Source organism: Mycobacterium sp. pR1184, assembly GCF_041287235.1.
GTDB lineage: Bacteria > Actinomycetota > Actinomycetes > Mycobacteriales > Mycobacteriaceae > Mycobacterium.
In genome coordinates this window covers 1-22442 of sequence record NZ_JBGGKR010000016.1, presented here as the reverse complement: position 1 = coordinate 22442, position 22442 = coordinate 1, and the positions used below count along the sequence as shown (strand labels likewise).

16 protein-coding genes, 2 pseudogenes and 1 riboswitch are annotated in these 22442 nt (G+C 65.4%); of the genes and pseudogenes, 10 read left to right on the top strand and 8 right to left on the bottom strand.

Translation table 11 applies throughout. The features are described 5' to 3' along the window. The first annotated feature begins 17 nt into the window (after positions 1 to 17). From ACAG21_RS23945 to nagA, 3 genes are read left to right on the top strand one after another with little or no spacing between them, the layout of a single operon-like run. Positions 18 to 347 carry a hypothetical protein gene (locus tag ACAG21_RS23945; protein ID WP_370498753.1) on the top strand — a complete coding sequence of 110 codons (330 nt, stop codon included), beginning with the start codon at positions 18 to 20 and terminating at the stop codon, positions 345 to 347. Then, positions 344 to 1690, top strand: coding sequence for a sugar porter family MFS transporter (locus ACAG21_RS23940; protein ID WP_370498752.1), 1347 nt, complete (start codon positions 344 to 346; stop codon positions 1688 to 1690). Before ACAG21_RS23945 ends, ACAG21_RS23940 begins: the two co-directional genes overlap by 4 nt. After that, positions 1681 to 2793, top strand: a complete 1113-nt coding sequence (nagA, locus tag ACAG21_RS23935; RefSeq protein ID WP_370498751.1) for an N-acetylglucosamine-6-phosphate deacetylase — start codon at positions 1681 to 1683, stop codon at positions 2791 to 2793. The genes ACAG21_RS23940 and nagA overlap by 10 nt, the downstream gene beginning before the upstream one ends. On the opposite strand, the gene yhjD is transcribed toward nagA, so the two are convergent. Continuing rightward, positions 2790 to 3818: an inner membrane protein YhjD gene (yhjD, locus tag ACAG21_RS23930; RefSeq protein ID WP_370498750.1), complete on the bottom strand. Its 1029-nt coding sequence runs from the start codon at positions 3816 to 3818 to the stop codon at positions 2790 to 2792. The genes nagA and yhjD overlap by 4 nt on opposite strands. 10 nt (positions 3819 to 3828) lie before the next feature. Further along, complete coding sequence (gene trpS / locus ACAG21_RS23925; RefSeq protein ID WP_370498749.1) at positions 3829 to 4860, bottom strand: tryptophan--tRNA ligase; 1032 nt, start codon at positions 4858 to 4860, stop codon at positions 3829 to 3831. An 82-nt stretch (positions 4861 to 4942) separates the two neighbouring features. Here trpS and ACAG21_RS23920 point away from each other — a divergent pair, with 82 nt between their 5' ends. Next, entirely contained in the window at positions 4943 to 5785 is an 843-nt protein-coding gene (locus ACAG21_RS23920) for an alpha/beta fold hydrolase (RefSeq protein ID WP_370498748.1), read from the top strand. Here ACAG21_RS23920 and ACAG21_RS23915 read toward each other — a convergent pair whose 3' ends face one another. Continuing rightward, positions 5786 to 7015, bottom strand: coding sequence for an NADP-dependent isocitrate dehydrogenase (locus tag ACAG21_RS23915; protein ID WP_370498874.1), 1230 nt, complete (start codon positions 7013 to 7015; stop codon positions 5786 to 5788). It abuts the gene before it with no gap. Then, the gene (locus tag ACAG21_RS23910) at positions 7012 to 9249 is read right to left on the bottom strand and encodes an NADP-dependent isocitrate dehydrogenase (protein WP_370498747.1); all 2238 of its coding nucleotides are present in this window, start codon (positions 9247 to 9249) and stop codon (positions 7012 to 7014) included. Before ACAG21_RS23910 ends, ACAG21_RS23915 begins: the two co-directional genes overlap by 4 nt. Before the next feature lie 127 nt (positions 9250 to 9376). Next, positions 9377 to 9498, top strand: a riboswitch (SAM riboswitch). Between the two features lie 174 nt (positions 9499 to 9672). Between ACAG21_RS23910 and ACAG21_RS23905 the strand changes: the two genes are divergently transcribed. The 3 genes from ACAG21_RS23905 to ACAG21_RS23895 are packed head-to-tail and all read left to right on the top strand — an operon-like array spanning position 9673 to position 12884. Continuing rightward, on the top strand, positions 9673 to 11004 hold the full coding sequence (locus ACAG21_RS23905) for a bifunctional o-acetylhomoserine/o-acetylserine sulfhydrylase (RefSeq protein ID WP_370498746.1): 1332 nt from the start codon (positions 9673 to 9675) through the stop codon (positions 11002 to 11004). A gap of 9 nt (positions 11005 to 11013) precedes the next feature. Continuing rightward, positions 11014 to 12153: a homoserine O-acetyltransferase gene (locus ACAG21_RS23900; protein ID WP_370498745.1), complete on the top strand. Its 1140-nt coding sequence runs from the start codon at positions 11014 to 11016 to the stop codon at positions 12151 to 12153. After that, the gene (locus tag ACAG21_RS23895) at positions 12150 to 12884 is read left to right on the top strand and encodes a class I SAM-dependent methyltransferase (protein WP_370498744.1); all 735 of its coding nucleotides are present in this window, start codon (positions 12150 to 12152) and stop codon (positions 12882 to 12884) included. The genes ACAG21_RS23900 and ACAG21_RS23895 overlap by 4 nt, the downstream gene beginning before the upstream one ends. A gap of 14 nt (positions 12885 to 12898) precedes the next feature. Here ACAG21_RS23895 and ACAG21_RS23890 read toward each other — a convergent pair. Continuing rightward, positions 12899 to 14812 (bottom strand): annotated as a pseudogene (locus ACAG21_RS23890) (APC family permease); the annotation flags it as partial. An 11-nt stretch (positions 14813 to 14823) separates the two neighbouring features. Next, positions 14824 to 16740 (bottom strand): annotated as a pseudogene (locus ACAG21_RS23885) (APC family permease); the annotation flags it as partial. A gap of 475 nt (positions 16741 to 17215) precedes the next feature. Between ACAG21_RS23885 and ACAG21_RS23880 the strand changes: the two are divergent. From ACAG21_RS23880 to ACAG21_RS23870, 3 genes are all read left to right on the top strand, one after another. Then, entirely contained in the window at positions 17216 to 18991 is a 1776-nt protein-coding gene (locus tag ACAG21_RS23880) for an NAD-binding protein (RefSeq protein ID WP_370498743.1), read from the top strand. Further along, entirely contained in the window at positions 18991 to 20301 is a 1311-nt protein-coding gene (locus ACAG21_RS23875; protein WP_370498742.1) for a PPE domain-containing protein, read from the top strand. The genes ACAG21_RS23880 and ACAG21_RS23875 overlap by 1 nt, the downstream gene beginning before the upstream one ends. Before the next feature lie 121 nt (positions 20302 to 20422). Beyond that, on the top strand, positions 20423 to 21778 hold the full coding sequence (locus ACAG21_RS23870) for an MFS transporter (protein WP_370498741.1): 1356 nt from the start codon (positions 20423 to 20425) through the stop codon (positions 21776 to 21778). Here the strand turns inward: ACAG21_RS23870 and ACAG21_RS23865 are convergent. Together ACAG21_RS23865 and ACAG21_RS23860 are read right to left on the bottom strand one after the other, a co-directional pair. Further along, on the bottom strand, positions 21750 to 22166 hold the full coding sequence (locus ACAG21_RS23865) for a pyridoxamine 5'-phosphate oxidase family protein (protein WP_370498740.1): 417 nt from the start codon (positions 22164 to 22166) through the stop codon (positions 21750 to 21752). The two genes, ACAG21_RS23870 and ACAG21_RS23865, sit on opposite strands and share 29 nt — an antisense overlap. 164 nt (positions 22167 to 22330) lie before the next feature. Next, positions 22331 to 22442 (bottom strand): hypothetical protein (locus tag ACAG21_RS23860; RefSeq protein WP_370498873.1); only part of this gene is annotated, 112 nt, incomplete at its 5' end.

Sequence of the window (22442 nt, the reverse complement as noted above, 5' to 3'; positions counted from 1 at the left end):
GTGGCACCGTCGTGCGGATGAGTGAAGCCTGGTACGAGGATTCCGGCCTCCGGCTCGACGAGGACGGAATTACCATCCGCCGTTACTACTTTCCGTTGGCCGGGGCCAAGCGGATCCCCTACAGCGAGATCCGCGGCATCAAGACCGAAGAGATGACCTGGAATTCCGGCAAGGGCCGCGTCTGGGGCGCGGGCGATCCGCGCTACTGGTTCCCCCTCGATATCCGCCGGGCCGGCAAGCGGACCCTGATCGTGCTCGAGCTCGGCCGGCACGTGCGGCCCTGCATCACCCCCGACGACCCCGACCGTGTCATCGAATTGCTGCGCGAGCGGGCGCCGATCACTTGAGAGGTCCGCGCATCGGGCTGACCGGCGCCAGTGTCGGGCTCATCTACGGATACGACCTGTCCATCATCGCCGGCGCGCAGCTGTTCATCACCGAAGATTTCGCACTCACCACATCCCAACAAGAACTGCTGACGACAATGGTGGTGATCGGGCAGATCGCCGGGGCGCTCGGTGCCGGTGTACTCGCCAATGCGATCGGCCGCAAAAAATCGATCGTGCTGATCCTGGTCGCCTACGCGACCTTCGCGCTGCTGGGTGCGTTCTCGACATCGTTGCCGATGCTGCTGGCGGCACGGCTGCTGCTGGGCGCGACGATCGGCGTGATGGTGGTCGTGGTCCCGGTGTTCATCGCGGAGTCGGCTCCGGCAGCGGTACGCGGCGCGTTGCTGACTACCTATCAACTGGCGATCGTCAGCGGCCTGATCGTCGGCTACCTCGCCGGTTACTTGTTGGCCGGCGGCCACAGCTGGCGCTGGATGCTGGGGCTGGCCGCGGTGCCGGTGATCCTGTTGCTGCCGTTGGTGATTCGGCTACCCGACACCGCCCGGTGGTACCTGCTCAAAGGGCGGGTCGACGACGCCAGGCGCGCGCTGCTGCTGGTCGAGCCCGCCGCCAACGCCGACGAGGAACTTGCCGAGGTCGGCCGCGCGTTGAGCGAAGGCGCCCCCGGTTTCAGCGGCGTCGCCGAGATGTTGCGACCGCCGTATCTGCGGGCCACCCTGTTCGTGATCACGCTCGGCTTCCTGCTCCAGATCACCGGCATCAACGCGATCATCTACTACAGCCCCCGAATATTCGAAACCATGGGATTCACCGGCAATTTCGCACTGCTGGGCCTGCCGGCACTGGTCCAGGTCGCCGGTTTGGCCGCGGTGGGCGCCGCGTTGACGCTCGTGGACCGGGTGGGCAGGCGACCAATCCTGTTGTGCGGCATCGCCATGATGATCGCCGCGGACATCCTGCTGACGGTCGTGTTCGCCGGGGGCTTCGGCGGCGCGGCGCTCGGGTTTGCCGGCATTCTGCTGTTCATCATCGGCTACACGCTGGGTTTCGGCTCGCTGGGCTGGGTGTACGCCAGCGAGAGCTTCCCCACCCGGCTGCGGTCGATCGGGTCGAGCACGATGCTGACCTCGAACTTGATCGCCAACGCGATCGTCGCGGCCGTTTTCCTGACCATGTTGCATTCCTTGGGCGGCGCTGGCACTTTCGCGGCATTCGGGGTGTTGGCCGTGATCGCGTTCGGGTTCGTCTACAAATTTGCGCCGGAGACCAAGGGGCGGCAGCTCGAGGAAATCCGGCGCTTCTGGGAAAACGGCGGCCGCTGGGACGACCCGTGCACCTGATCCGTGCGGACGCCGTCGTTCTCGATGGCAAGCTCTGCCGACCGGGATGGGTGCAGATCGCCGGGTGGCAGATTTTCACCTGCGGGTCCGGCAACCCGCCCAGGCCACCCGACCAGGATTTCCCGGATTGCATTGTGGTGCCTGGGTTTATCGACATGCATGTGCACGGCGGCGGCGGGGCGTCGTACGTGGACGCCGAAAACATCGCCGCGGCAGCGGACTTTCACCTGGGCCACGGCACCACCACAACGATGGCCAGTCTGGTCACCACGTCGCCCGACAGGCTGCTCGCGAGTGTGCGAGCGCTGGCCGAGGCGACCCGAGACGGCACGCTGGCGGGCATCCATCTGGAGGGACCGTGGCTGTCCACCGCACGCTGCGGCGCACACGACCCCGCCCAAATGCGTGACCCCGATCCCGTCGAGATCGACGAACTGCTGGCCGCCGCAGACGGCGCGATCCGGATGGTCACCCTGGCGCCGGAGCGACCCGGCAGCGGCGAGGCGATCCGGCGCCTTCGAGAAGCGGGAGTTGTTGTCGCCGTCGGGCATACCGATGCGACCTATGAGCTCACTCGGCAGGCGATCGCGCTGGGCGCCACCGTGGGCACACATCTGTTCAACGCGATGCCGCCGCTGAATCACCGCGAGCCCGGAGCGGCGCTGGCACTGCTGGAGCACCCGGACGTCACCGTCGAGTTGATCGCCGATGGCGTGCATATGCATCCAGCGATGGCGCTTGCGGCCATGCGCGCCGCCGGGGCCGACCGGGTGGCGCTGATCACCGACGCGATCGCCGCGGCCGGATGCGCCGACGGCAGCTATCAGCTCGGCGGGGTAGCGATCGAGGTCGAATCCGGGGTGGCCCGGGTGCACGGGACGAATACCATCGCCGGGAGCACCGTGACGATGGATCAGCTCGTCCGCACCGCGGCCGCCCAAGCGGGACTCGAGCCCGCGGTGCGGATGACCTCGGCGACACCGGCGCGGGCCCTGGGCCTACAGCATGTGGGCGAGCTGCGGGCGGGCTACGATGCCAATCTTGTTGTGCTGGATCGCGATCTGCGGGTCACCGCCGTCATGAGACGGGGCCACTGGCGTTAACGCAGCCAGCGGGTCAGCCGGGAAAAGGCCAGCGCACCAACGGCTCCCATCGCCATCGCGGTCAGCGTTTGCCGGGTGCTGATTCCCTCGTCGAGCATGACGCGTGGCGCGATGATCGCGGGCGCCGGCGGTGGAGCGTACTTGCTGCGCGGGTCGTTGGAAAGCGTGGCCGCCCAGGCCGTGGCGAACAGCACGAGATACCCGGTGATGTAGGAGAACACCATCAAACCCAGCACCGGCCCGAACGTCGCACCCGCGGGACTGCGCAGCACGACGCTCAAGTAGATCGAGGCCACCTGTTTGAACAGCTCGAAGCCGATCGCCGCGAGCAGGCCGGCGCGCGCCGAGTCGGGCAGGCTGACCTTGTGCCGCGGCAGTCGGCCGATCATCCAGGTGAACAGCATCCACGACACCAGCAGCGACACCAGTATCGAAAGGACGCGGAAGATCACGCCGAATATCGAGAAATCCGGTATGCCAAGCCATTTCAATATCGCACGCATCGGTGCGGCGTGCCCTAGCGCGGTGAGCGCCACGGTCGCGAGGATGACAACGAACGTCCCCACCATCGCGACCAGATCGGACAGCTTGCCGCGCACGAAGCCCGGCGACTGGATCGGTTCGTCCCACCACATCTCGGTCACCGCTTCACGCGTGTGCGACATCCAGCCCAGGCCGGCCCACGCCGCGGTGACCAGACCGATCACACCGACCGACGCGCGGGCGTTGATCGCCGAATTCATCAAATCCACCAACTGCTGTCCGAGTGCGCCCGAGACAGCGTCGCGGATGTGGTTGTCGATGCTGGCGAGCAGCTGCGGATCTCGGGCCAGCATGAAACCGACGACCGCGAAACTGACCATCAGCAAAGGAAATAGCGCGAAGATCGTGTAGTAGGTGAGCCCGGCCGCCAAGAAACCGCCGTTGCGCTCGTCGAAATGTTTGTAGGCGCGCAGCACATGGTCGAGCCAACCGAACCGGGCCCGCAACCGGTCAAGGATTCCGGGCTTGGCCGGCTCGGTCATGGTGAGCGCACTACCTCCGTTGCGGAAGAAACCCCAGCCGATCGTAGACCCGCTGCACCGTTTTTCCGGCCACTTCGTCGGCGCGCTCTGCACCGGCCGCCAACACCGCCTCCAATTCGGCCAAGTCCGCTGTCAATTCGTCGACGCGGGCCTTGATCGGGGTGACGAATTCGACGACGGCGTCGGCGGTCTCCTTTTTCAAATCGCCGTAGCCGCGCCCGGAGTAGCCGTCGACGAGCTTGTCGATATCGACTCCGGTGACCGCCGATTGGATGGTCAGCAGATTCGATACGCCCGGCTTGACCTCGACGTCGAACCGGATCTCGCGTTCGCTGTCGGTCACGGCCGAGCGAATCTTCTTGGCGGACAATGCCGGATCGTCGAGCAGGTTGATCAAGCCGGCATCGGTGGCGGCCGACTTGCTCATCTTCGACGTCGGGTCGGTCAGGTCGTAGATCTTGGCGGTGGCCTTGGGAATGAGCATGTCCGGAACGACGAATGTGTCCGGGAAGCGGCTGTTGAACCGCTCCGCGATGTCTCGCGCCAACTCGAGGTGCTGGCGCTGGTCCTCACCCACGGGGACCAGATCGGTGTCGTAGGCCAGCACGTCGGCGGCCTGCAGCACCGGATAGGTGAACAGCCCCACGGTCGTCGAATCGGCGCCTTGGCGCTGCGACTTGTCCTTGAACTGCGTCATCCGCGATGCCTGTCCGAAGCCGGTGAAGCAACCCAGCACCCAGGCCAGCTGGGTGTGGGCCGGGACGTGGCTTTGCACGAAGACGGTGCTGCGGGCGGGGTCGATCCCCAGCGCGAGGTACTGGGCGGCGGTGACCAGGGTTCGGCGGCGCAGCGCCTCGGGGTCTTGCGCGACGGTGATCGCGTGCAGGTCGACCACGCAGAAGAAGGCTTCATATTCGTCGGGGTGGTCGTCCTGCAACGCAACCCACTGGGTGATCGCGCCCAGCGCGTTGCCGAGGTGAAGCGAATCAGACGTGGGCTGCACGCCGGAGAGGATCCGGCTGGGTCCGGTAGTGGTGCTCATGATGTCCCGATCTTTTCACGCGCGCTGTGGTCGCCGCGCCCTCGCTTGCGGTACCGGCGGTACCGCATTTAATGTCGGCTATATGACGACGCGCGAGCCGATCCACCTGGGTTCTGGGGAGCCGGTCCTGCTGCTGCACCCGTTCCTGCTCTCCCAGATGGTCTGGGAGGACGTGGCGCAGCAGCTGGCGGACACCGGCCGCTACCAGGTATTCGCCCCGACCATGGCAGGTCACAACGGTGGACCGTCGGCCGGGACCTGGTTTCTGAGCTCCGGGGTGCTCGCCGACCACGTTGAGCGGCAAATGGATGAGCTGGGCTGGGAAACCGCGCACATCGTGGGCAACTCGCTGGGCGGCTGGGTCGCGTTCGAGCTCGAGCGGCGCGGTCGGGCCCGCAGCGTCACCGGCATTGCGCCGGCCGGTGGCTGGACGCGCTGGAGCCCGGCAAAATTCGAGGTGATCGGGAAGTTCGTGCTGGGTATCCCGCTGCTGGTGGCGGCCTGGCTGTTCGGGACGCGGGTGCTGGCGTTGCCGTTCAGCCGCCAGCTGTCCACCTATGCGCTCAGCGCCTCGCCGGACGGGGTCAGCGAGCACAAGCTCAGCGGCATCATCGACGATGTCGCGCACTGCCCGGCCTACCTACAGCTGCTGGTCAAGGCGTTGCTGCTGCACGGCTTGCGGGAGCTCGCGCTCAACGCCGTACCGGCCCACCTGGTGGTCTGCGAAAAGGATCGGGTCATCCCGGCACCCAGGTTCAGCCGGCATTTCACGAGGCACCTGCCGGACGGCCACCGGGTCACCAAGCTGGACGGAGTCGGGCATGTCCCGATGTTCGAGGCGCCCGAACGCGTCACCCAGGTGATCACCGGGTTCCTCGACGAGTGCATCCGGGCGGACTGGCGCCCCCAGCAAACCACCGGCTAGTCAGGTCTGCGCCAGCGCCTTGTCCAGGTTCTCGGCGATCGAGGCGAGGAACTCCTCGCTCTGCTGCCACTTCTGATCGGGTCCGATCAGGATGGCGAGGTCCTTGGTCATCTTGCCGCTCTCCACGGTGGCGATGACGACGGATTCCAGCTTCTGGGCGAAATCGATAACCGCCGGAGTGTTGTCCAGCTTGCCGCGGTGCTGCAGTCCCCGCGTCCAGGCGAAGATCGAGGCGATCGGGTTGGTCGACGTCGGTTTGCCGGCCTGATATTGCCGGTAGTGCCGGGTGACGGTGCCGTGCGCGGCCTCGGCCTCGACGGTCTTGCCGTCGGCCGTCATCAGCACCGAGGTCATCAGCCCCAGCGAGCCGTAACCCTGTGCGACGGTGTCGGACTGGACGTCACCGTCATAGTTCTTGCAGGCCCAGACATACCCCCCGTCCCACTTCAGGCAGGCGGCCACCATGTCGTCGATCAGCCGGTGCTCGTAGGTCAGGCCCTCGGCTTCGAACTGCTCCTTGAACTCCTCGTCGTAAATGCGCTGGAACTCGTCTTTGAACATGCCGTCGTAGGCCTTGAGGATGGTGTTCTTCGTCGACAGGTACACCGGCCATTTGGCGTTGAGCCCGTACGCGAATGACGCCCGGGCAAAGTCGCGGATGGAGTCGCGGAAGTTGTACATCCCCATCACGACGCCACCGTGCTCGGGGATGTCCACCATTTCGTGCACGACCGGCTCGCCACCGTCGGCGGGTGTGAAAGTTATTGCGACAGTGCCGGGTTTGTCGACCTTGAAATTTGTCGACCGGTACTGGTCGCCGAATGCGTGACGGCCGATGACGATCGGCTTGGTCCAGCCCGGCACCAGACGAGGCACATTCGAGATCACGATCGGTTCGCGGAAGATGGTACCGCCCAAAATGTTTCGAATCGTCCCATTCGGCGAAAGCCACATCTTCTTGAGGTTGAACTCCCGGACGCGCGCCTCGTCGGGGGTGATGGTGGCGCACTTGACACCCACGCCGTGCTTCTTGATGGCATACGCCGCGTCGATCGTCACCTGGTCGTCGGTGCGGTCTCGGTGCTCGATGCCCAGGTCGTAGTACTCCAAGTTGATGTCAAGGTGCGGAAGGATCAACATGTCCTTGATCATCTTCCAGATGACGCGGGTCATCTCGTCACCGTCGAGCTCGACGACGGGGCCCTTGACTTTGATCTTGGGCACGGTCAGCCCTGCGAAGCCGCTATCGCTTCATTGAACGTCTTGCTCGGCCGCATCACGGCGGTCGTCTTCTCGCTGTCGGGCTGGTAGTAACCGCCGATGTCGACCGGTTCGCCTTGGACCTTTGCCATTTCGGACACGATGGCTTCCTCGTTCTTGCTCAGCGAGTCGGCCAGCGGGGCGAAGTGCTCACGCAGTTCTTCGTCGTCGGTTTGCGCGGCGAGTTCGCAAGCCCAGTACATCGCCAGATAGAACTGGCTGCCCCGGTTGTCGAGTTCACCGGTCTTGCGTGACGGACTCTTGTTGTTGTCCAACAACTTGCCGATGGCGGCGTCCAGCGTCTTGGCCAGAATCTTGGCGCGTGCGTTGTCGGTCTTGATCCCGATGTCTTCGAAACACGCTCCGAGAGCCAGGAATTCGCCGAGGGAATCCCAGCGCAGATGGTTCTCCTCGACAAGCTGGTGCACGTGCTTGGGCGCCGAACCGCCGGCTCCCGTTTCGTACATCCCGCCCCCGGCCATCAACGGCACGATGGACAGCATCTTGGCGCTGGTGCCCAGCTCCAGGATCGGGAACAGGTCGGTCAGGTAGTCGCGCAGGATGTTTCCGGTCGCGGCGATGGTGTCCTGTCCGCGCATGGCGCGTTCGATGGTGTGCCGCATGGCGCGTTCCTGCGACATGATCTGGATGTCGAGGCCCTCGGTGTCCAGCTCGGCCAGGTACGTGTTGACCTTCTTGCGTAGTTCGTTCTCGTGCGGTCGCTCCTGGTCCAGCCAGAACACCACCGGCATACCCGAATTGCGCGCCCGGTTGACGGCCAGCTTGACCCAGTCGCGGATCGGCTCGTCGCGAACGATCGGCATGCGCCAGATGTCGCCGGCTTCCACGTTCTGCGTCAGCAGCACGTCCCCGGTGTCGAGGTCGACGATGTTGGCCACACCGTCCTCGGGGATTTCGAACGTCTTGTCATGCGAGCCGTACTCTTCGGCCTGCTGGGCCATCAGTCCGACGTTGGGGACGGTGCCCATCGTGGTCGGGTCGAACTGGCCGTGGGTCTTACAGAAGTTGATGATCTCCTGGTAGATGCGGGCGAACGTCGACTCCGGGTTGACGGCCTTGGTGTCCTTCTGCCGCCCGTCGGCGCCATACATCTTGCCCCCGGCGCGGATCATCGCCGGCATCGACGCATCCACGATCACGTCGCTGGGCGAGTGAAAGTTGCTGATGCCCTTGGCCGAATCGACCATGGCCAGTTCGGGACGGTGCTCGTGGCAGGCGTGCAGGTCACGGATGATCTCGTCGTGCTGCGACGCCGGCAGCGACTCGATCTTGTCGTACAGGTCGACCAATCCGTTGTTGACGTTGACGCCGAGTTCGTCGAACAGCGCCTGGTGTTTGGCGAATGCGTCCTTGTAGAAGACCTTGACGGCGTGCCCGAAGACGATGGGGTGGGATACCTTCATCATCGTCGCCTTCACGTGCAGCGAGAACATCACGCCGGTCTTGCGCGCGTCCTCCATCTGCTCCTCGTAGAACTCGCAGAGCGCTTTCTTGCTCATGAACATGCTGTCGATGATGTCGCCGTCGCGTAGTGACACGGTGGGCTTGAGCACGATCTTCTTGCCGCCCTTGGTCTCCAGCTCCATCTTCACGCTGCGCCCGCGGTCCAGCGTCATCGACTTCTCGCCGTGATAGAAGTCACCGTGCTTCATCGTCGCGACGTGGGTGCGCGATGCCTGGGACCACTCACCCATGCTGTGCGGGTGCTTGCGCGCGTACTCCTTGACCGCGTTCGGCGCGCGACGGTCCGAGTTCCCTTGACGCAGCACCGGGTTGACCGCGCTGCCAAGGCATTTGGAATAGCGCTCGCGAATTTCGGAGTCTTCGTCGGTCTTCGGGCTCTGCGGGAAGTCGGGGATCTTGTAGCCCTTGGCTTGCAGCTCCTTGATCGCGGCAACCAGCTGAGGCACCGACGCGCTGATGTTCGGCAGCTTGATGATGTTGGTGTCGGCCAGCTTGGTCAGCCGGCCCAGTTCGGCCAGGTTGTCCGGCACCCGCTGCTCTTCGGTCAGGTGCTCGGGGAACTCGGCGAGGATCCGGGCGGCCACCGAGATGTCGCTGGTCTTGATCTGGATGCCGGCCGGCTCGGCGAAAGCCCGCACGATCGGCAGGAACGCGTAGGTCGCCAGCAACGGCGCCTCGTCGGTCAGCGTGTAGATGACGGTCGGCTTATCGGCGCTCACGGACGGTCCCTCTCCCGATCAGATTTTGGGGGGCTCAGCGTTGTCCTTGCCACGTTATCAAGGGCGTTTGAGCAGGTGTCGACCTGCCATTGGCATCCGGTCGGCTCAGTAAGATAGTCTTCGTATTGGTCATGAGCGCCAGCATCAAGCCCCGGCTTGCTGGCCGGCAACCCTCCAACCGCGGTGGGGTGCCCCGGGTGATGACCAGGTTGAGTAGCCACAGAACCGGCTATCCGGCAAGCGCGGGTCCGCCATGACGGGCCCCTGAGTAGACAGGGAACGTGATGTGCAGTCACCCACCTCATCCGCGTCTCACCGTGTGTCAGTGCTGAACCACCGGCCCCCGGCAGACGTCTTCGATGCAGGCGTTCCGGGCGGCTACCAGCACCTCGATACGTCCCCTTCCAGCAGAAAGCCCCGCTCATGAGCGCCGACACCGATCCGACCGCGCACTGGTCGTTCGAAACCAAGCAGGTGCACGCCGGCCAGCGCCCGGACCCGGCCACCAACGCACGCGCCCTGCCGATCTACCAGACCACCTCGTACGTCTTCGACGACACCAGCCACGCCGCCGCCCTGTTCGGGCTGGAGGTTCCCGGCAACATCTACACCCGAATCGGCAACCCGACCACCGATGTCGTCGAGCAGCGGATCGCCGCGCTGGAGGGGGGCGTCGCCGCGCTGTTCCTGTCCTCCGGACAGGCCGCTGAGACATTCGCCATATTGAACCTCGCATGTGCCGGTGATCACATCGTGTCCAGCCCGCGCCTCTACGGCGGCACCTACAACCTGTTCCACTACTCGCTGCTCAAGCTTGGCATCGAGGTCACCTTCGTCGCGGATCCCGACGACCTGGATTCATGGCAGGCGGCGGTGCGGCCCAACACCAAGGCCTTCTTCGCCGAGACGATTTCCAACCCGCAGATCGACATCCTGGACATCCCCGGTGTCGCCGGGGTGGCCCACGCCAACGGCGTACCGCTGATCGTCGACAACACGATCGCCACGCCGTACCTGATCCAGCCGTTCGCCCACGGCGCCGACATCGTGGTGCACTCCGCGACCAAGTACCTGGGCGGGCACGGCTCCGCGATTGCCGGGGTCATCGTCGACGGCGGCACCTTCGACTGGACGCAGGGCCGCTTCCCCGGGTTCACCACACCCGACCCGAGCTACCACGGCGTGGTGTTCGCCGAGCTCGGACCGCCGGCGTTCGCCCTGAAGGCGCGCGTGCAATTGCTGCGCGACCTGGGGTCCGCGGCGTCGCCGTTCAACGCGTTCCTGGTGGCCCAGGGCCTGGAGACGCTGAGCCTGCGCATCGAGCGCCACGTCGCGAACGCCCAGCGGGTCGCGGAATTCCTCGAGGGTCACGACGGCGTGGTGTCGGTCAACTACGCCGGGCTGGCCAGCTCGCCGTGGCATGAGCGGGCAAAGAAGCTGGCGCCCAAGGGAACCGGTGCGGTGCTGGCGTTCGAGCTGGCCGGCGGTGTCGAGGCCGGCAAGGCGTTCGTGAACGCGCTGCAACTGCACAGCCACGTCGCCAACATCGGCGACGTGCGCTCGCTGGTGATCCACCCGGCGTCGACCACCCACGCCCAGTTGAGCCCCGCCGAGCAGCTGAGCACCGGCGTCACGCCGGGACTGGTGCGCCTAGCCGTCGGCATCGAGAACATCGACGACATCCTGGCCGACCTGGAGCTCGGATTCGCTGCCGTCCCGAACAGTTCTGACCCGCAGTCCGTGGCGGCTTTCTAGGGACCTGACATGACGATCTCCGACGTCCCCACCCAAACGCTGCCCGCCGAAGGCGAGGTCGGCCTGGTCGACATCGGCTCGCTGACCACCGAAAGCGGCGCGGTCATCGACAACGTCTGTATCGCCGTGCAGCGATGGGGCGAGCTGTCCCCGACCCGCGACAACGTCGTGGTGGTTTTGCACGCTCTCACCGGCGATTCGCACATCACCGGCCCGGCCGGGCCGGGGCATCCCACACCCGGTTGGTGGGACGGAATCGCGGGGCCGGGCGCACCGATCGACACCAACCGCTGGTGCGCGGTCGCGACCAATGTGCTGGGTGGGTGCCGTGGCTCCACCGGGCCGAGTTCGCTTGCCCGAGACGGCAAACCATGGGGTTCGCGGTTCCCACTGATCACGGTGCGCGACCAGGTCGAGGCGGACATCGCCGCGCTCGACGCGCTGGGAATAAACCAGGTCGCCGCTGTCGTTGGCGGATCCATGGGCGGCGCAAGGGCTTTGGAATGGATGGTCGGCCACCCCGAGCGGGTCCGGGCCGGACTGCTGCTGGCCGTCGGGGCGCGTGCCACCGCCGACCAGATCGGGACCCAGACCACCCAGATCGCGGCGATCAAGACCGACCCGAACTGGCAAGGCGGCGACTACCACGACACCGGCCGTGCCCCGGATGCCGGACTGTCGATCGCCCGGCGCTTCGCTCATCTGACCTACCGCGGCGAGGTCGAACTCGACAACAGGTTCGGCAACGACAGCCAGAGCGACGAGGACCCGTCCGACGGCGGGCGCTACGCGGTGCAGAGCTACCTGGAACACCAGGGCGACAAGATCCTGGCCCGTTTCGACGCCGGCAGCTACGTGATCCTGACCGAGACGCTGAACAGCCACGACGTCGGTCGCGGCCGCGGCGGAGTGAGCAAGGCGTTGCGCGGGTGCCCGGTGCCGGCCGTGGTCGGCGGCATCACCTCCGACCGGCTGTATCCGTTGCGGTTGCAGCAGGAGATGGCCGACCTGCTGCCGGGCTGTCGCGGGCTCCAGGTCGTCGACTCGATCTGCGGACACGACGGATTTCTCGTGGAAACCGAGGCGGTGGGCGAATTGATCCGCGAAACACTGGATTTGGCCGCGAACGAAGGTGCGTGTGCGCGGTGACGCGGCCGACGCACCATCCTTCGCTGTCGTTCGGTTCGGCGGCCGCGGCTTACGAGCGCGGACGCCCGTCCTATCCACCCGAGGCGATCGACTGGCTGTTGCCGCGGGGTGCGCGTCAGGTGCTCGACCTGGGCGCGGGCACCGGCAAGCTGACCACCAGGCTGGTGGAACGCGGCCTCGACGTGGTGGCGGTGGACCCGATTCCGGACATGCTCGAAGTGCTCAGCGCCTCGCTGCCGGAAACTCGTGCGGTGCTGGGCACCGCCGAAGAGATTCCGTTGGAGGACAACAGCGTTGACGCCGTGCTGGTCGCCCAGGCATGGCACTGGGTGGACCCGGAACGAGCGATTCCCGAAGTGGCCCGCGTGCTGCGTCCCGGCGGACGGCTGGGTCTGGTGTGGAACACCCGCGACGAGCGGCTTGGCTGGGTGCGCGAGCTCGGTCAGATCATCGGAAGCGACGGCGACGGACGCCGCTTCGACGTCACGCTGCCCCCACCGTTTGCCGAGCGTCAGCGTCATCAGGTCGAGTGGACGAATTACCTGACGCCGCAAGCGTTGATCGACTTGGTTGCCTCGCGCAGCTACTGCATCACCTCGCCGGCCGAGGTTCGCACCCAGACGCTCGACCAGGTGCGGCAGCTGCTGGCCACCCACCCGGCGCTGGCGAATTCCACCGGGCTGGCGATGCCTTACGTCACCGTCTGCATCCGGGCGACGCTGGCCGGCTGACGGTCCTGCGCGGTGATCCTCGACTCGATGTCGTAGGGCACGATGATCGCGGTCGCCCCACGGATGCGGCTCACGGCGCGAGCCATCTTGTCCGCGGTGCGATCGTGCAGCAGCCGGCCCAGCAGCGGCGAAAAGGTCCGGCGCGGCAACAGCACCGTCACCTTGCTGCCGGGATGATCACTGAGCACCCGCCAGACCAATTCGTGTGCCGCCCGGTTCAAATGCCGATCCGGGCAGTTGATCAACCACAGCGGGGTGTCGTGTTCGAAGCGGTCCCAGCGCTCCCGCAGCCGCATCGCATGATCGACATCGATCACGAAATGCACCGCGGTGAGCTCGTCGGCGTGCAGCCCGTACCCGAGCCGCAATGCCTCCACCTCGGCGAGGTCGACCGAGTCGACGAACACCAGCACCTGCAGTTGCGGATGCCGGTCCAGGTCGATGTCCGCTCCGTGCGACATCTCCAGGACGGAAGCCTCGGCACGGTACTTCTTGTTCAGCCGTATCAGGGTGAACACCAGCACCGGGAATACGACCACGACGAGCCACGCGCCTTCGGTGAACTTGGCCACCGCAAAGATTGCCACCACAATCGTCGAGGAGATCCCCGCCGACACATTGACGACGAACTTGCTCCGCCACCGGAGCCCGCGTTGCGTCAGATGGTGTTTGGCCATGCCGTAACCGGCCATCGAAAATCCGGTGAACACACCGATCGCGAAGAACGGCACTAGCGCACTCACCTTCGCCTCGGTGATCACCAGCAGCGTCAGCGCCAGACCGGCGAGCAGCAGGATGCCGTTGGAGAACACCAGCCGATGACCGCGCTTGGTCAGCGGGCGGGGCAGAAAGCGGTCCTCGGCCACGAAACTGGCCAACGCGGGAAAACCGTTGAAGCTGGTGTTGCAGCCGGTGAACAGGATCGCCGCGGTCGACGCCTGCACCAGGAAGTACAACACATGGCCCAGCACGCCGTTACCGAAGACGGCGTGGGCGATCTCGGACAACATCGACGGGTATTCGTCGAGATACGGCACGGCATGGGTGACGTGTGCGAGCCAGGCCACCCCGGCCAGCAGGAAGCCGAGGATGCACGCCATCACCGTGATGACGCGACGGGCGTTGACGCCCTCGGGCTTCTGGAAAACGTCGACACTGTTGGAAACCGCCTCGATACCGGTCAACGAGGCACCGCCGTTGGCGAACGCGCGCAACACGATCAACACCGTCGCACCCATCACCAGTCCACCACCCTGATGCACCGGTACCGCACCGGCGATGTGCTGCGGGTCGTATTTTGGTAAACCCCAAATTGTTTCACGAACGAAGCCGGTCAGGATGGTCACGGTGATCATGGCGACGAAGGCATAGGTGGTCATTGCGAACGCCCGGCCCGACCGTCGCACCCCACGCAGGTTGACCAGGCAGATCAGCACCACCGCGGCCAGCGTGATTTCCAGATGATAGGGACGCAAGGCCGGAATCGCCGAAACGACCGCCACTGTCGCGGCCGCGGGTTGCACCGCCACGGTAACCACATAGTCGATCAGCAACGCCGCCGCCGCGACCTGCGCCACCCGCGGACCGAAGTTCTCCCGGGCAACGGTGTAGGAGCCGCCGGAGCGCGCGTAGGTCATCACGACCTGCCGGTAGGACGCCGAGACCAGCGCCAGAATGACGAGGATGACTCCGGTGATCGGAAGTAACAACGCGAACGCCGCCATTCCGGCCGCCGGCAACAGCTCGAGCATGATCTGCTCGGGACCGTACGCGGTCGACGAGATAGCGTCCGGTGAAAGCGCGCCGAGTGCAACAGGATTCGACAGTCGTTCCGATTCCAGCTGGTCGGTGGTCAGTGGCTTTCCGAGGAAGGTCCGCTTGCACCTGTCGGAAAATGACAGCGGTATTCCGGGGTTCGGAGTCGTCATGCCCGAGCCACCTCCGCGATACGGGATTCGATGTCGTAGGGCACGATCTGTGCCGTCGCACCGGAAATGCGGCTGACCGCGCGGGCGATCTTGTCCGCGGTGCGGTCGTGCAGAAGCCGGCCTACCAGCGGCGAATACGTTCGGCGCGGTAGCAATACCGTCACCATGGTATCCGGATGGTCGTCGAGCACTCGCAAAACCAATTCATGTGCGGCCCTTGCTAAGTGACGGTCTGGGCAGTCGACCATCCGCAGCGGGGTGTGGTGCTCGAAGCGCTCCCAGCGCTGCCGTAACCGCTCGGCACTCAGCGCGTCCAGCATGAAGTGCACCGCTGTCAGCTCGTCGGCATGCAATCCGTTGCCGTAGCGCAGCGCCTCGATCTCGGCGAGATCGACGGCATCCACCAAGACCAGGACTCGATGTCTCGAGTAGCGTTGCAGCATAGGGCTTTCGGAATGGGACATCTCCAGCACCGAAGCCTCGGCGCGGTACTTCTGGTTGAGTCGCATCAGCGCGAACACCAACAGCGGAAAGACGACGACGATGAGCCATGCACCCTCGGTGAACTTGGCCACTGCGAAGATGCACACGACGATCGTCGACAAGATCCCGGCCGACAGATTCACGGCGATCTTGTAGCGCCACCGGGCTCCGCGTTGAGTCAGGTAGTGCTTGGTCATGCCGTAGCCGGCCATCGAAAATCCGGTGAACACACCGATCGCATAGAACGGAACCAGCGCGTCGACGGAGCCGCCGGTGATGACCAGCAACGCCACCGCCAGTGCGGTGAGGGTGAGAATACCGTTGGAGAACACCAATCGGTGTCCGCGCTTCATCAGCGGCCGGGGCATGAAGCGGTCTTCGGCGACAAAACTGGCCAGCGCGGGGAATCCGTTGAAGCTGGTATTCCCACCGGTGTACAGGATCGCCGCGGTCGATGCCTGCAACAAAAAGTACAGGACATGACCGATCGCGCCGTCGCCGAAGACGGCCCGGGCGATTTCGGACAACATCGACGGATAGCCGTCGACATAGGGCGCGGCGTGCGTCACGTGCACCAACCACGCCACCCCCGCCAGCAGAAAGCCGAGTATGCAGGCCATGACCGTCATCACCCGCCGGGCATTGACACCTTCGGGCTTGCGCAGAGTGTTGACCGTATTGGAGATCGCTTCCACACCGGTCAGCGACGAGCCGCCATTGGCGAACGCGCGCAACACGATCAGCACCGTCGCGCCCATGATCAGTCCACCACCCTGATGCACCGGGACGACTCCCGCCATGTGTTGCGGATCGTATGTTGGCAGACTGCCCAGGAATTCACGGACGATCCCGGCCACGATCATCAGCGACACCATGGCCACGAACGCGTAGGTCGGCACCGCGAAGCGAACCCCTGCTTCCCGCAACCCGCGCAGGTTTGCAAAGCACATCACCAGCACCACCCCGACCGTGATCTCCAGGCTGAACGGCCCCAAGGCCGGTATCGCGGACACCACCGCGACCGTGCCGGCGGCACACTGCACCGCGACGGTGACGACGTAGTCGATCAACAGCGCGGCCGCGGCCACCTGGGCCACCCGGGGGCCGAAGTTCTCGCGCGCGACCACATATGAGCCGCCCGACCGGGTGTAGACCATGACAACCTGGCGATACGACGCGGACACCAGCACCAGAATCAACAGGATCACGCCGGTAATCGGAAGCAGCAATGCAAAGGCGGCCATTCCCGCTGCCGGCAGCAGCTCGATCATAATCTGTTCAGACCCATAGGCCGTCGACGAAATCGCATCCGGCGACAACACGCCCAGCGCAACGGGATTCGACAATCTTTCATGCTGGAGCTCGTCGGTGATCAACGGTTTTCCGAGCAGGCCGCGCTTGCACACGTCGGAGAACGACGACCACGCTTTGTGTTGGTCATCCAAAGTTGTTGCCACAGGCCATTTTCCTTATCCCCCATCCGATGGAATCCGCCGAAAGCGTAGCGCCTGTGCGCAGAGGTGTCGCTTGCCCGCCTGACAACGAAGAGCAGAAGAGTCGGCAAAGACACAGCAGTTGCCAGGGATATTGGCAGGACATTCGAAGTTGGTCATCTGGTTGTAACACAACGGGTCTCGCGGCTCACTAAAAACCTGGTTTCCGTACACATTCGGCAACAACTGGTTCTCACCGAGATCACGGTTGAAATCAGGGAACTCCCAGCAAACACTCATGGCGCACACGGCGGCGGCAACGGCAACGGGCGGCACGCCGGCTCCAGCCTTGCCCTGAATTAAATTGCCACGCAACATAATTGGAGATCAATGCGCCGTTGGTCGGCGGATACTCAGCGAATTATGCTGAGGCTCACAGTGATTCATCAGCTGTTAGGCTCGCCGAAATCATCTGGAAAGGAATCTCATGCACCAGTGCGTCATCGTCAGCGGTGATGACGCGCTGGCGACGACGATCATCGACGAGCTGGAACGTGCGGGCGCAAGCGTCGCCAGGCTCCTCGATTCCGACCTCGCCGGCGCCCGCGTCAAGACCGAACTCGCCAAGGCCGGCGTCGCGCACGCGTCGGCGGTCATCTGCGCCGGCGTCGACGATGCCACGAATCTCGAGATCGCCCTGCTGGCCCGCAAGGCCAATCCCGACATTCGCGTCGTGGCACGACTGGCCAACGACGTGTTGCGCGAGGCCGTCGCCGCCGACGACGGGCCCAGCGCGATCCTCGGTGTCGCGGACCTCGCGGCGCCTGCAGTCGTCGAAGCGTGCTTGGCACGCACTACCCACCCTTTCGAAGCCGCCGGAATGCAATTCGTTGTCTTCGGCGCCGAAGCGCCCTACGACGCGGCCTTGCGTGAGATCTACGGCGACCTGGCTCCCGTAGCAATTGTCAACGGCGAGAAGACCTTCAGCCCGGGTGAAGTCGTGGTCTGCCCGGGGCGAGACATGCGCGTCAACGCGGGCGACTGGACGGCCATGATCGGCACCACCGAGGAGGTGGCCGCCTGCGGGATCAAGGCACCGCGTCAAAACAGAACGCGTACCCGGCAGCCGCGGCTGCGCCGCATGATTTACGCTGCGCGGACCCTGTCCAACGACGTCAACCCCGCCTTCTACCCGGTGATCGCCGCGCTGGGCGTTTTGGTGATCGGCTCCACGACGTTGCTGCATTTCTCCTACACCCACCCGGGGATGTCGTGGGTCGACGCTTTCTACTTCACCAACGAGACGATCACCACCACGGGCTACGGTGACTTCAGCTTCGCCAGACAGCCGACCTGGCTGCGGTTCTACGCCGCGATGCTGATGTTGGGTGGCGTGACCACCACGGCGCTGCTGGTCTCCTTCGTCGCCGACGTGATGCTCTCCCGCCGATTCGTCTGGTCCTCCGGACGCCCGCGGGCACGGCACCTGCGCAATCACGTCATCGTGGTCGGTCTCAGCGCGCTAGGCATCCGGGTCGTTACGGATCTGATCGCGGAAGGCTATGACGTCGCGGTCATCGAACGCGACCAGGGCAACCCGTTTCTGTCCACGATGGCCGAACTCGACGTGCCGGTGATCTTCGGGGACGCGACCTTGCGACAGACGCTGGAGGCCGCCCGCGTCGAAACCGCCCGTGCGGTCGCCGTGCTGACACGTGACGACATGGTCAACATTGAGACCGGCATCGTGCTGCGGGAGATGTTGGGCTCTCAGGTGACCCCCGCGGGCAGCAATCGGTGGGCGGAGGTCCCGGTGGTGCTGCGGGTATACGACCACGACCTCGGCTCGGCGGTCGCGCATCGATTCGGGTTCGAAAATGTGCGCTCCACAGTCGAATTGGCGGCACCGTGGTTCATCGGCGCCGCGATGGGCCTGCAAGTGCTGGGAACCTTCTCCGTCGGCAACCGGTCCTTCTTGGTCGGTGGCATGCACGTGCAGGCCGGCAGCGAACTCGACGGGCTGCAGATGTTCGAGGTGTCCACCCAAACCCGGGTGATCGCGATTACCCGCGACGACGCCCCGGTGCAGTTGCACCCGCGCCGCGACGCCCGGCTCAGCGCCGGGGACACCGTCTACCTCGTCGGCCCCTACCGGGAACTGCTGGCCACCTTGCGCAAGGGGCAGCCATCTGCCGATGCTGCCGCTCACCCGTGCCCGGGCGAGGTTTACTCCATCGCGCGCTCGAACGGTACCGGCGGGTAATGGATTTCGCGACACTCCCGCCGGAAGTCACCTCCGGTCTGATGTACAGCGGGCCCGGGTCCGGCCCAATGCTGGCCGCTGCCCAGGCGTGGGAAGACCTTGCCGCACAACTATACTCGTCGGCGAACGCTTATCAGTCGGTGGTCTCGGAGCTTGCCGCGGGACCGTGGCTGGGTCCTTCGTCGGTGACGATGGCGGCGGCCGCCGCGTCGTACGTGGCATGGATGAGCCGAACCGCCGCGCAAGCCGACCAGACGGCCGGTCAGGCCATGGCGGCCGTGGCCGCGTATGAGTCCGCTTTCGCCGCAACGGTTCCCCCGCCGGAGGTGGCCGCCAACCGCAGCCTGCTGATGTCGTTGATCGCGACAAACCTGTTGGGGCAGAACACACCCGCCATCGCGGCCACCGAAGCCCAGTACGGCGAGATGTGGGCCCAGGATGCGGCGGCGATGTATGGCTACGCCGGTTCGACGGCAGCGGCCACACAGCTGACGCCGTTCACCGCGCCGCGCCAGAACACCAACACAAGCGGGACGGCAAGCCAGGTGGATGCGGTGACCCAGGCCGGTGAGGTACCCGCCGGCTCGGCACAGAGCGTGGTGAGCAGTGCGACGGGATCCGACGTGGTGACCGCCACGACGTCTGCGCTCGGCTTGTCGACGCCGAGGGACGCGATCGACCTGGGTGCCGACGCCATTGCCTACGGCGTCGACGCGCCACTGGCGCCACTCGGGGCGATATCGCTTCCGATCGACCTGGTCGGTGCCCAGACCGGTATACACACCGACGACATCGTCAGTGGGTGGGACGCCGCGGGAACCGCACCGGAGGCTGTGGTGAAGAGCGTGACGCCCTCCGTATCGATGCCGAATGTGGTTTCCACCACGACGTCGGCAGGCCTGGGCGAGGCCGATACGGTCGGAGGGCTCTCGGTGCCACCCACCTGGGCTGCCGCGACGCCGGCCGTGCAACCCACTGCGCTCGCTTTGCCGGCAACGCCCGCCGCGTTCGCACCGCAGGCGGCGACACCCGGTTTGGGTAGCTCGCTCGGCGAGATGGCCCTGGCCGGCACGGCCGGGCGTGCCATCCGCGATGGTTTCGGTGCGCGCGTCAAGGATCGGGTCGGGCTCCAGGCAGTCAGTGCCGCGGCCCCGAGGATCGGCGATGACGAAACTGCCGTCGGGGACGAGCCGCGCACCGTGGTGACGGGAATCGCAGCCGAGATACGCGAATTCGCCAGGCTGCGCGACGAGGGGCTGATCTCCGACCAGGAATACACCGAGCAGCGGAATAGACTGCTGGGCCGCTGACGTGAATTCACCACTGACCGACGACGTCCAACAGTGGAACTCCACCTTAAAGTTGAGCGCAGGCCTCGAACCGCGTCATAGTTGGAGCTAAACATGTTGTCGCGCAGGGTATCTTGAGCTCGTGCCGAGGGCCGCAGAGTACGCCTCCGCGGTACAGGATTATCCGGCCCCGAAAGTTGCCGATTCCCAGCGTGCCCCGCGATGGAAGCCAATCGTGCTGCTCGCTATGGTCGTTGGGCTGCAAAGCGCCGATGCCGGGACCGTGGGGGCACTGGTTGTCCCACTCACGCAGTCATTGCACATCAACAACATTCAGGTTGGCCTGCTGGTCACCGTGTCGACCGGCGTCGGTGCCGTCGCGACGCTGGTGGCCGGGCCGCTCGCCGACCGCACCGTGCGGGTGCGCCTGCTGTGGATGGCGCTGCTGCTGTGCTCGGCGGCGATGGCGCTCAGCGCGGCCAGCCCCAACTACGGCTGGCTGCTGGCCTGCCGGGTGGCCCTCGGGGCCGGGATCGCGGTGTCCGGGCCGGTGGTCGCCTCGCTGGTCGGTGACTACTTCAAGCCGGCCGAGCGCGGTCGCGTGTACGGGCTCGTCCTCGCGGGTGAGGGCACGTGTACGGCGATCGGCTTGCTGGTCGCGGGCGAACTCGGGGCCTTCAGCTGGCGGCTCGGTTTCGGCTGGCTGGCCGCGGTGGGCTTCATACTCAGCGTCGCGGTGGGGACGCTGCTGCGCGAACCGGCGCGTGGCAGCCGCCTCGGCGACCGGGTGACGGATGCGCCGCGCGGCTCGGTCTGGCGGGAACTGCGCTGGGTGCTCTCCGTACGCACCAATGTCGCTCTGATCGCGGCATCGTCGTTCGGCTACTTCTTCTCGACCGGGTTGAGCACGTTCGGTGTCGCCCTGCTGTGCGGCCGGTTTGAGATCGGCCAGTCGGTGGCGACCATGCTGATCGCCGTCCTCGGGGTCGGTGCGCTGACCGGCGTGCTCACCACTGGACGCATGGCGGACTGGCTGACCCATCGGGGGCACATCAGCGCACGAATCATGTTGGGCGGGGCGGCTTTTCTCGCCGCGGCCGTGTTCATCCTTCCGACACTGCTCGCGGACAGCCTGGTGGTGGCGCTGGTATTCGCGTTCTTAGCGGGTACCGCGATGGGTGGGGTGAACCCGCCGCTGAATGCGGCGAGGCTAGACATCGTGCATTCCCGGCTGTGGGGCACGGCGGAGGCGGTGCGAAGCACCCTGGTGTCGGTATCAACGGGGCTGGCGCCGGTGGTGTTCGGTGCGGTGTCCACGGCGCTGGGCGGCACCCCCGGCGCGTTGGGCGACACCTTTCTGATCATGCTGGTCATGCCGATCGTCGCCGCGGGGCTATTGCTCGTGGTGGCTCGGCGGACCTACCCGCGCGATGTCGCGACGGCGATGGCTTCCGAGGTGCTGACGGCTACTACCGAACCGGCGCGGTGCCGAACCTGAACCGGCGCCCGGAGATCTCCAGTGGGAGCAGCCGAACGAAGTAGGGCTTCACCGTTGCCGGCCACGCCAACAACGGCGCTTCTTCGGCGTCGAGGATCTCGTCAGCGGCCGTCAGCAGGTGTGCCCTGCCCTGGATGATCACGCTCCACCCCTCGACGTCGGTGTATCCGTCGGCCTCGAAAGCTACCTGGTCGCTCATCACGGCGTGGTAGAGCTTGGTACCCGGAGCAGTTCGAAAGACCAAGGTCCGGCGCTGGGTGATGTAGTTGATCGGAAAGATTTCGGCTCGGCCGTTTGTGACGACGACAAAACGGCCTAATGCCGCGCTCGATAGCAAGTCCCAGCTCTCTTCATCGCTGAGCACGGTTACCGGATCGTCTGCAGGCATGGCTCAGCCTAACCCGATGGGGATTTGACGCGGTTGCTGACTGAAGTTTGCCAAAATGGTTTTCCATCACGGCCGCCGTTGACCCGATACCTGCAACACCGGGCGCGAAGGTGACTACAATCGCGTCGCCCAAAATGCCTGGCAATCATAAGCTTTCGTCGCGATTACGCCGCCTCGTCGTCGTCGCCTCCGTCGTGGAGGAGTTTTTGTGGGTGGTGGTAGGTGTTGGTGCGGGGTTGGCCGCGGTCGAGGTGGGGTGGGGGGATCCATTGGGTG

What these genes read in the sequence shown, in the direction of transcription:
- ACAG21_RS23945 (WP_370498753.1), top strand. Translation starts at nt 18, where the DNA reads ATGAGTGAAGCCTGGTACGAGGATTCCGGCCTCCGGCTCGACGAGGAC.
- yhjD (WP_370498750.1), bottom strand. Translation starts at nt 3,818, where the DNA reads ATGACCGAGCCGGCCAAGCCCGGAATCCTTGACCGGTTGCGGGCCCGG.
- trpS (WP_370498749.1), bottom strand. Translation starts at nt 4,860, where the DNA reads ATGAGCACCACTACCGGACCCAGCCGGATCCTCTCCGGCGTGCAGCCC.
- ACAG21_RS23920 (WP_370498748.1), top strand. Translation starts at nt 4,943, where the DNA reads ATGACGACGCGCGAGCCGATCCACCTGGGTTCTGGGGAGCCGGTCCTG.
- ACAG21_RS23905 (WP_370498746.1), top strand. Translation starts at nt 9,673, where the DNA reads ATGAGCGCCGACACCGATCCGACCGCGCACTGGTCGTTCGAAACCAAG.
- ACAG21_RS23900 (WP_370498745.1), top strand. Translation starts at nt 11,014, where the DNA reads ATGACGATCTCCGACGTCCCCACCCAAACGCTGCCCGCCGAAGGCGAG.
- ACAG21_RS23880 (WP_370498743.1), top strand. Translation starts at nt 17,216, where the DNA reads ATGCACCAGTGCGTCATCGTCAGCGGTGATGACGCGCTGGCGACGACG.
- ACAG21_RS23875 (WP_370498742.1), top strand. Translation starts at nt 18,991, where the DNA reads ATGGATTTCGCGACACTCCCGCCGGAAGTCACCTCCGGTCTGATGTAC.
- ACAG21_RS23865 (WP_370498740.1), bottom strand. Translation starts at nt 22,166, where the DNA reads ATGCCTGCAGACGATCCGGTAACCGTGCTCAGCGATGAAGAGAGCTGG.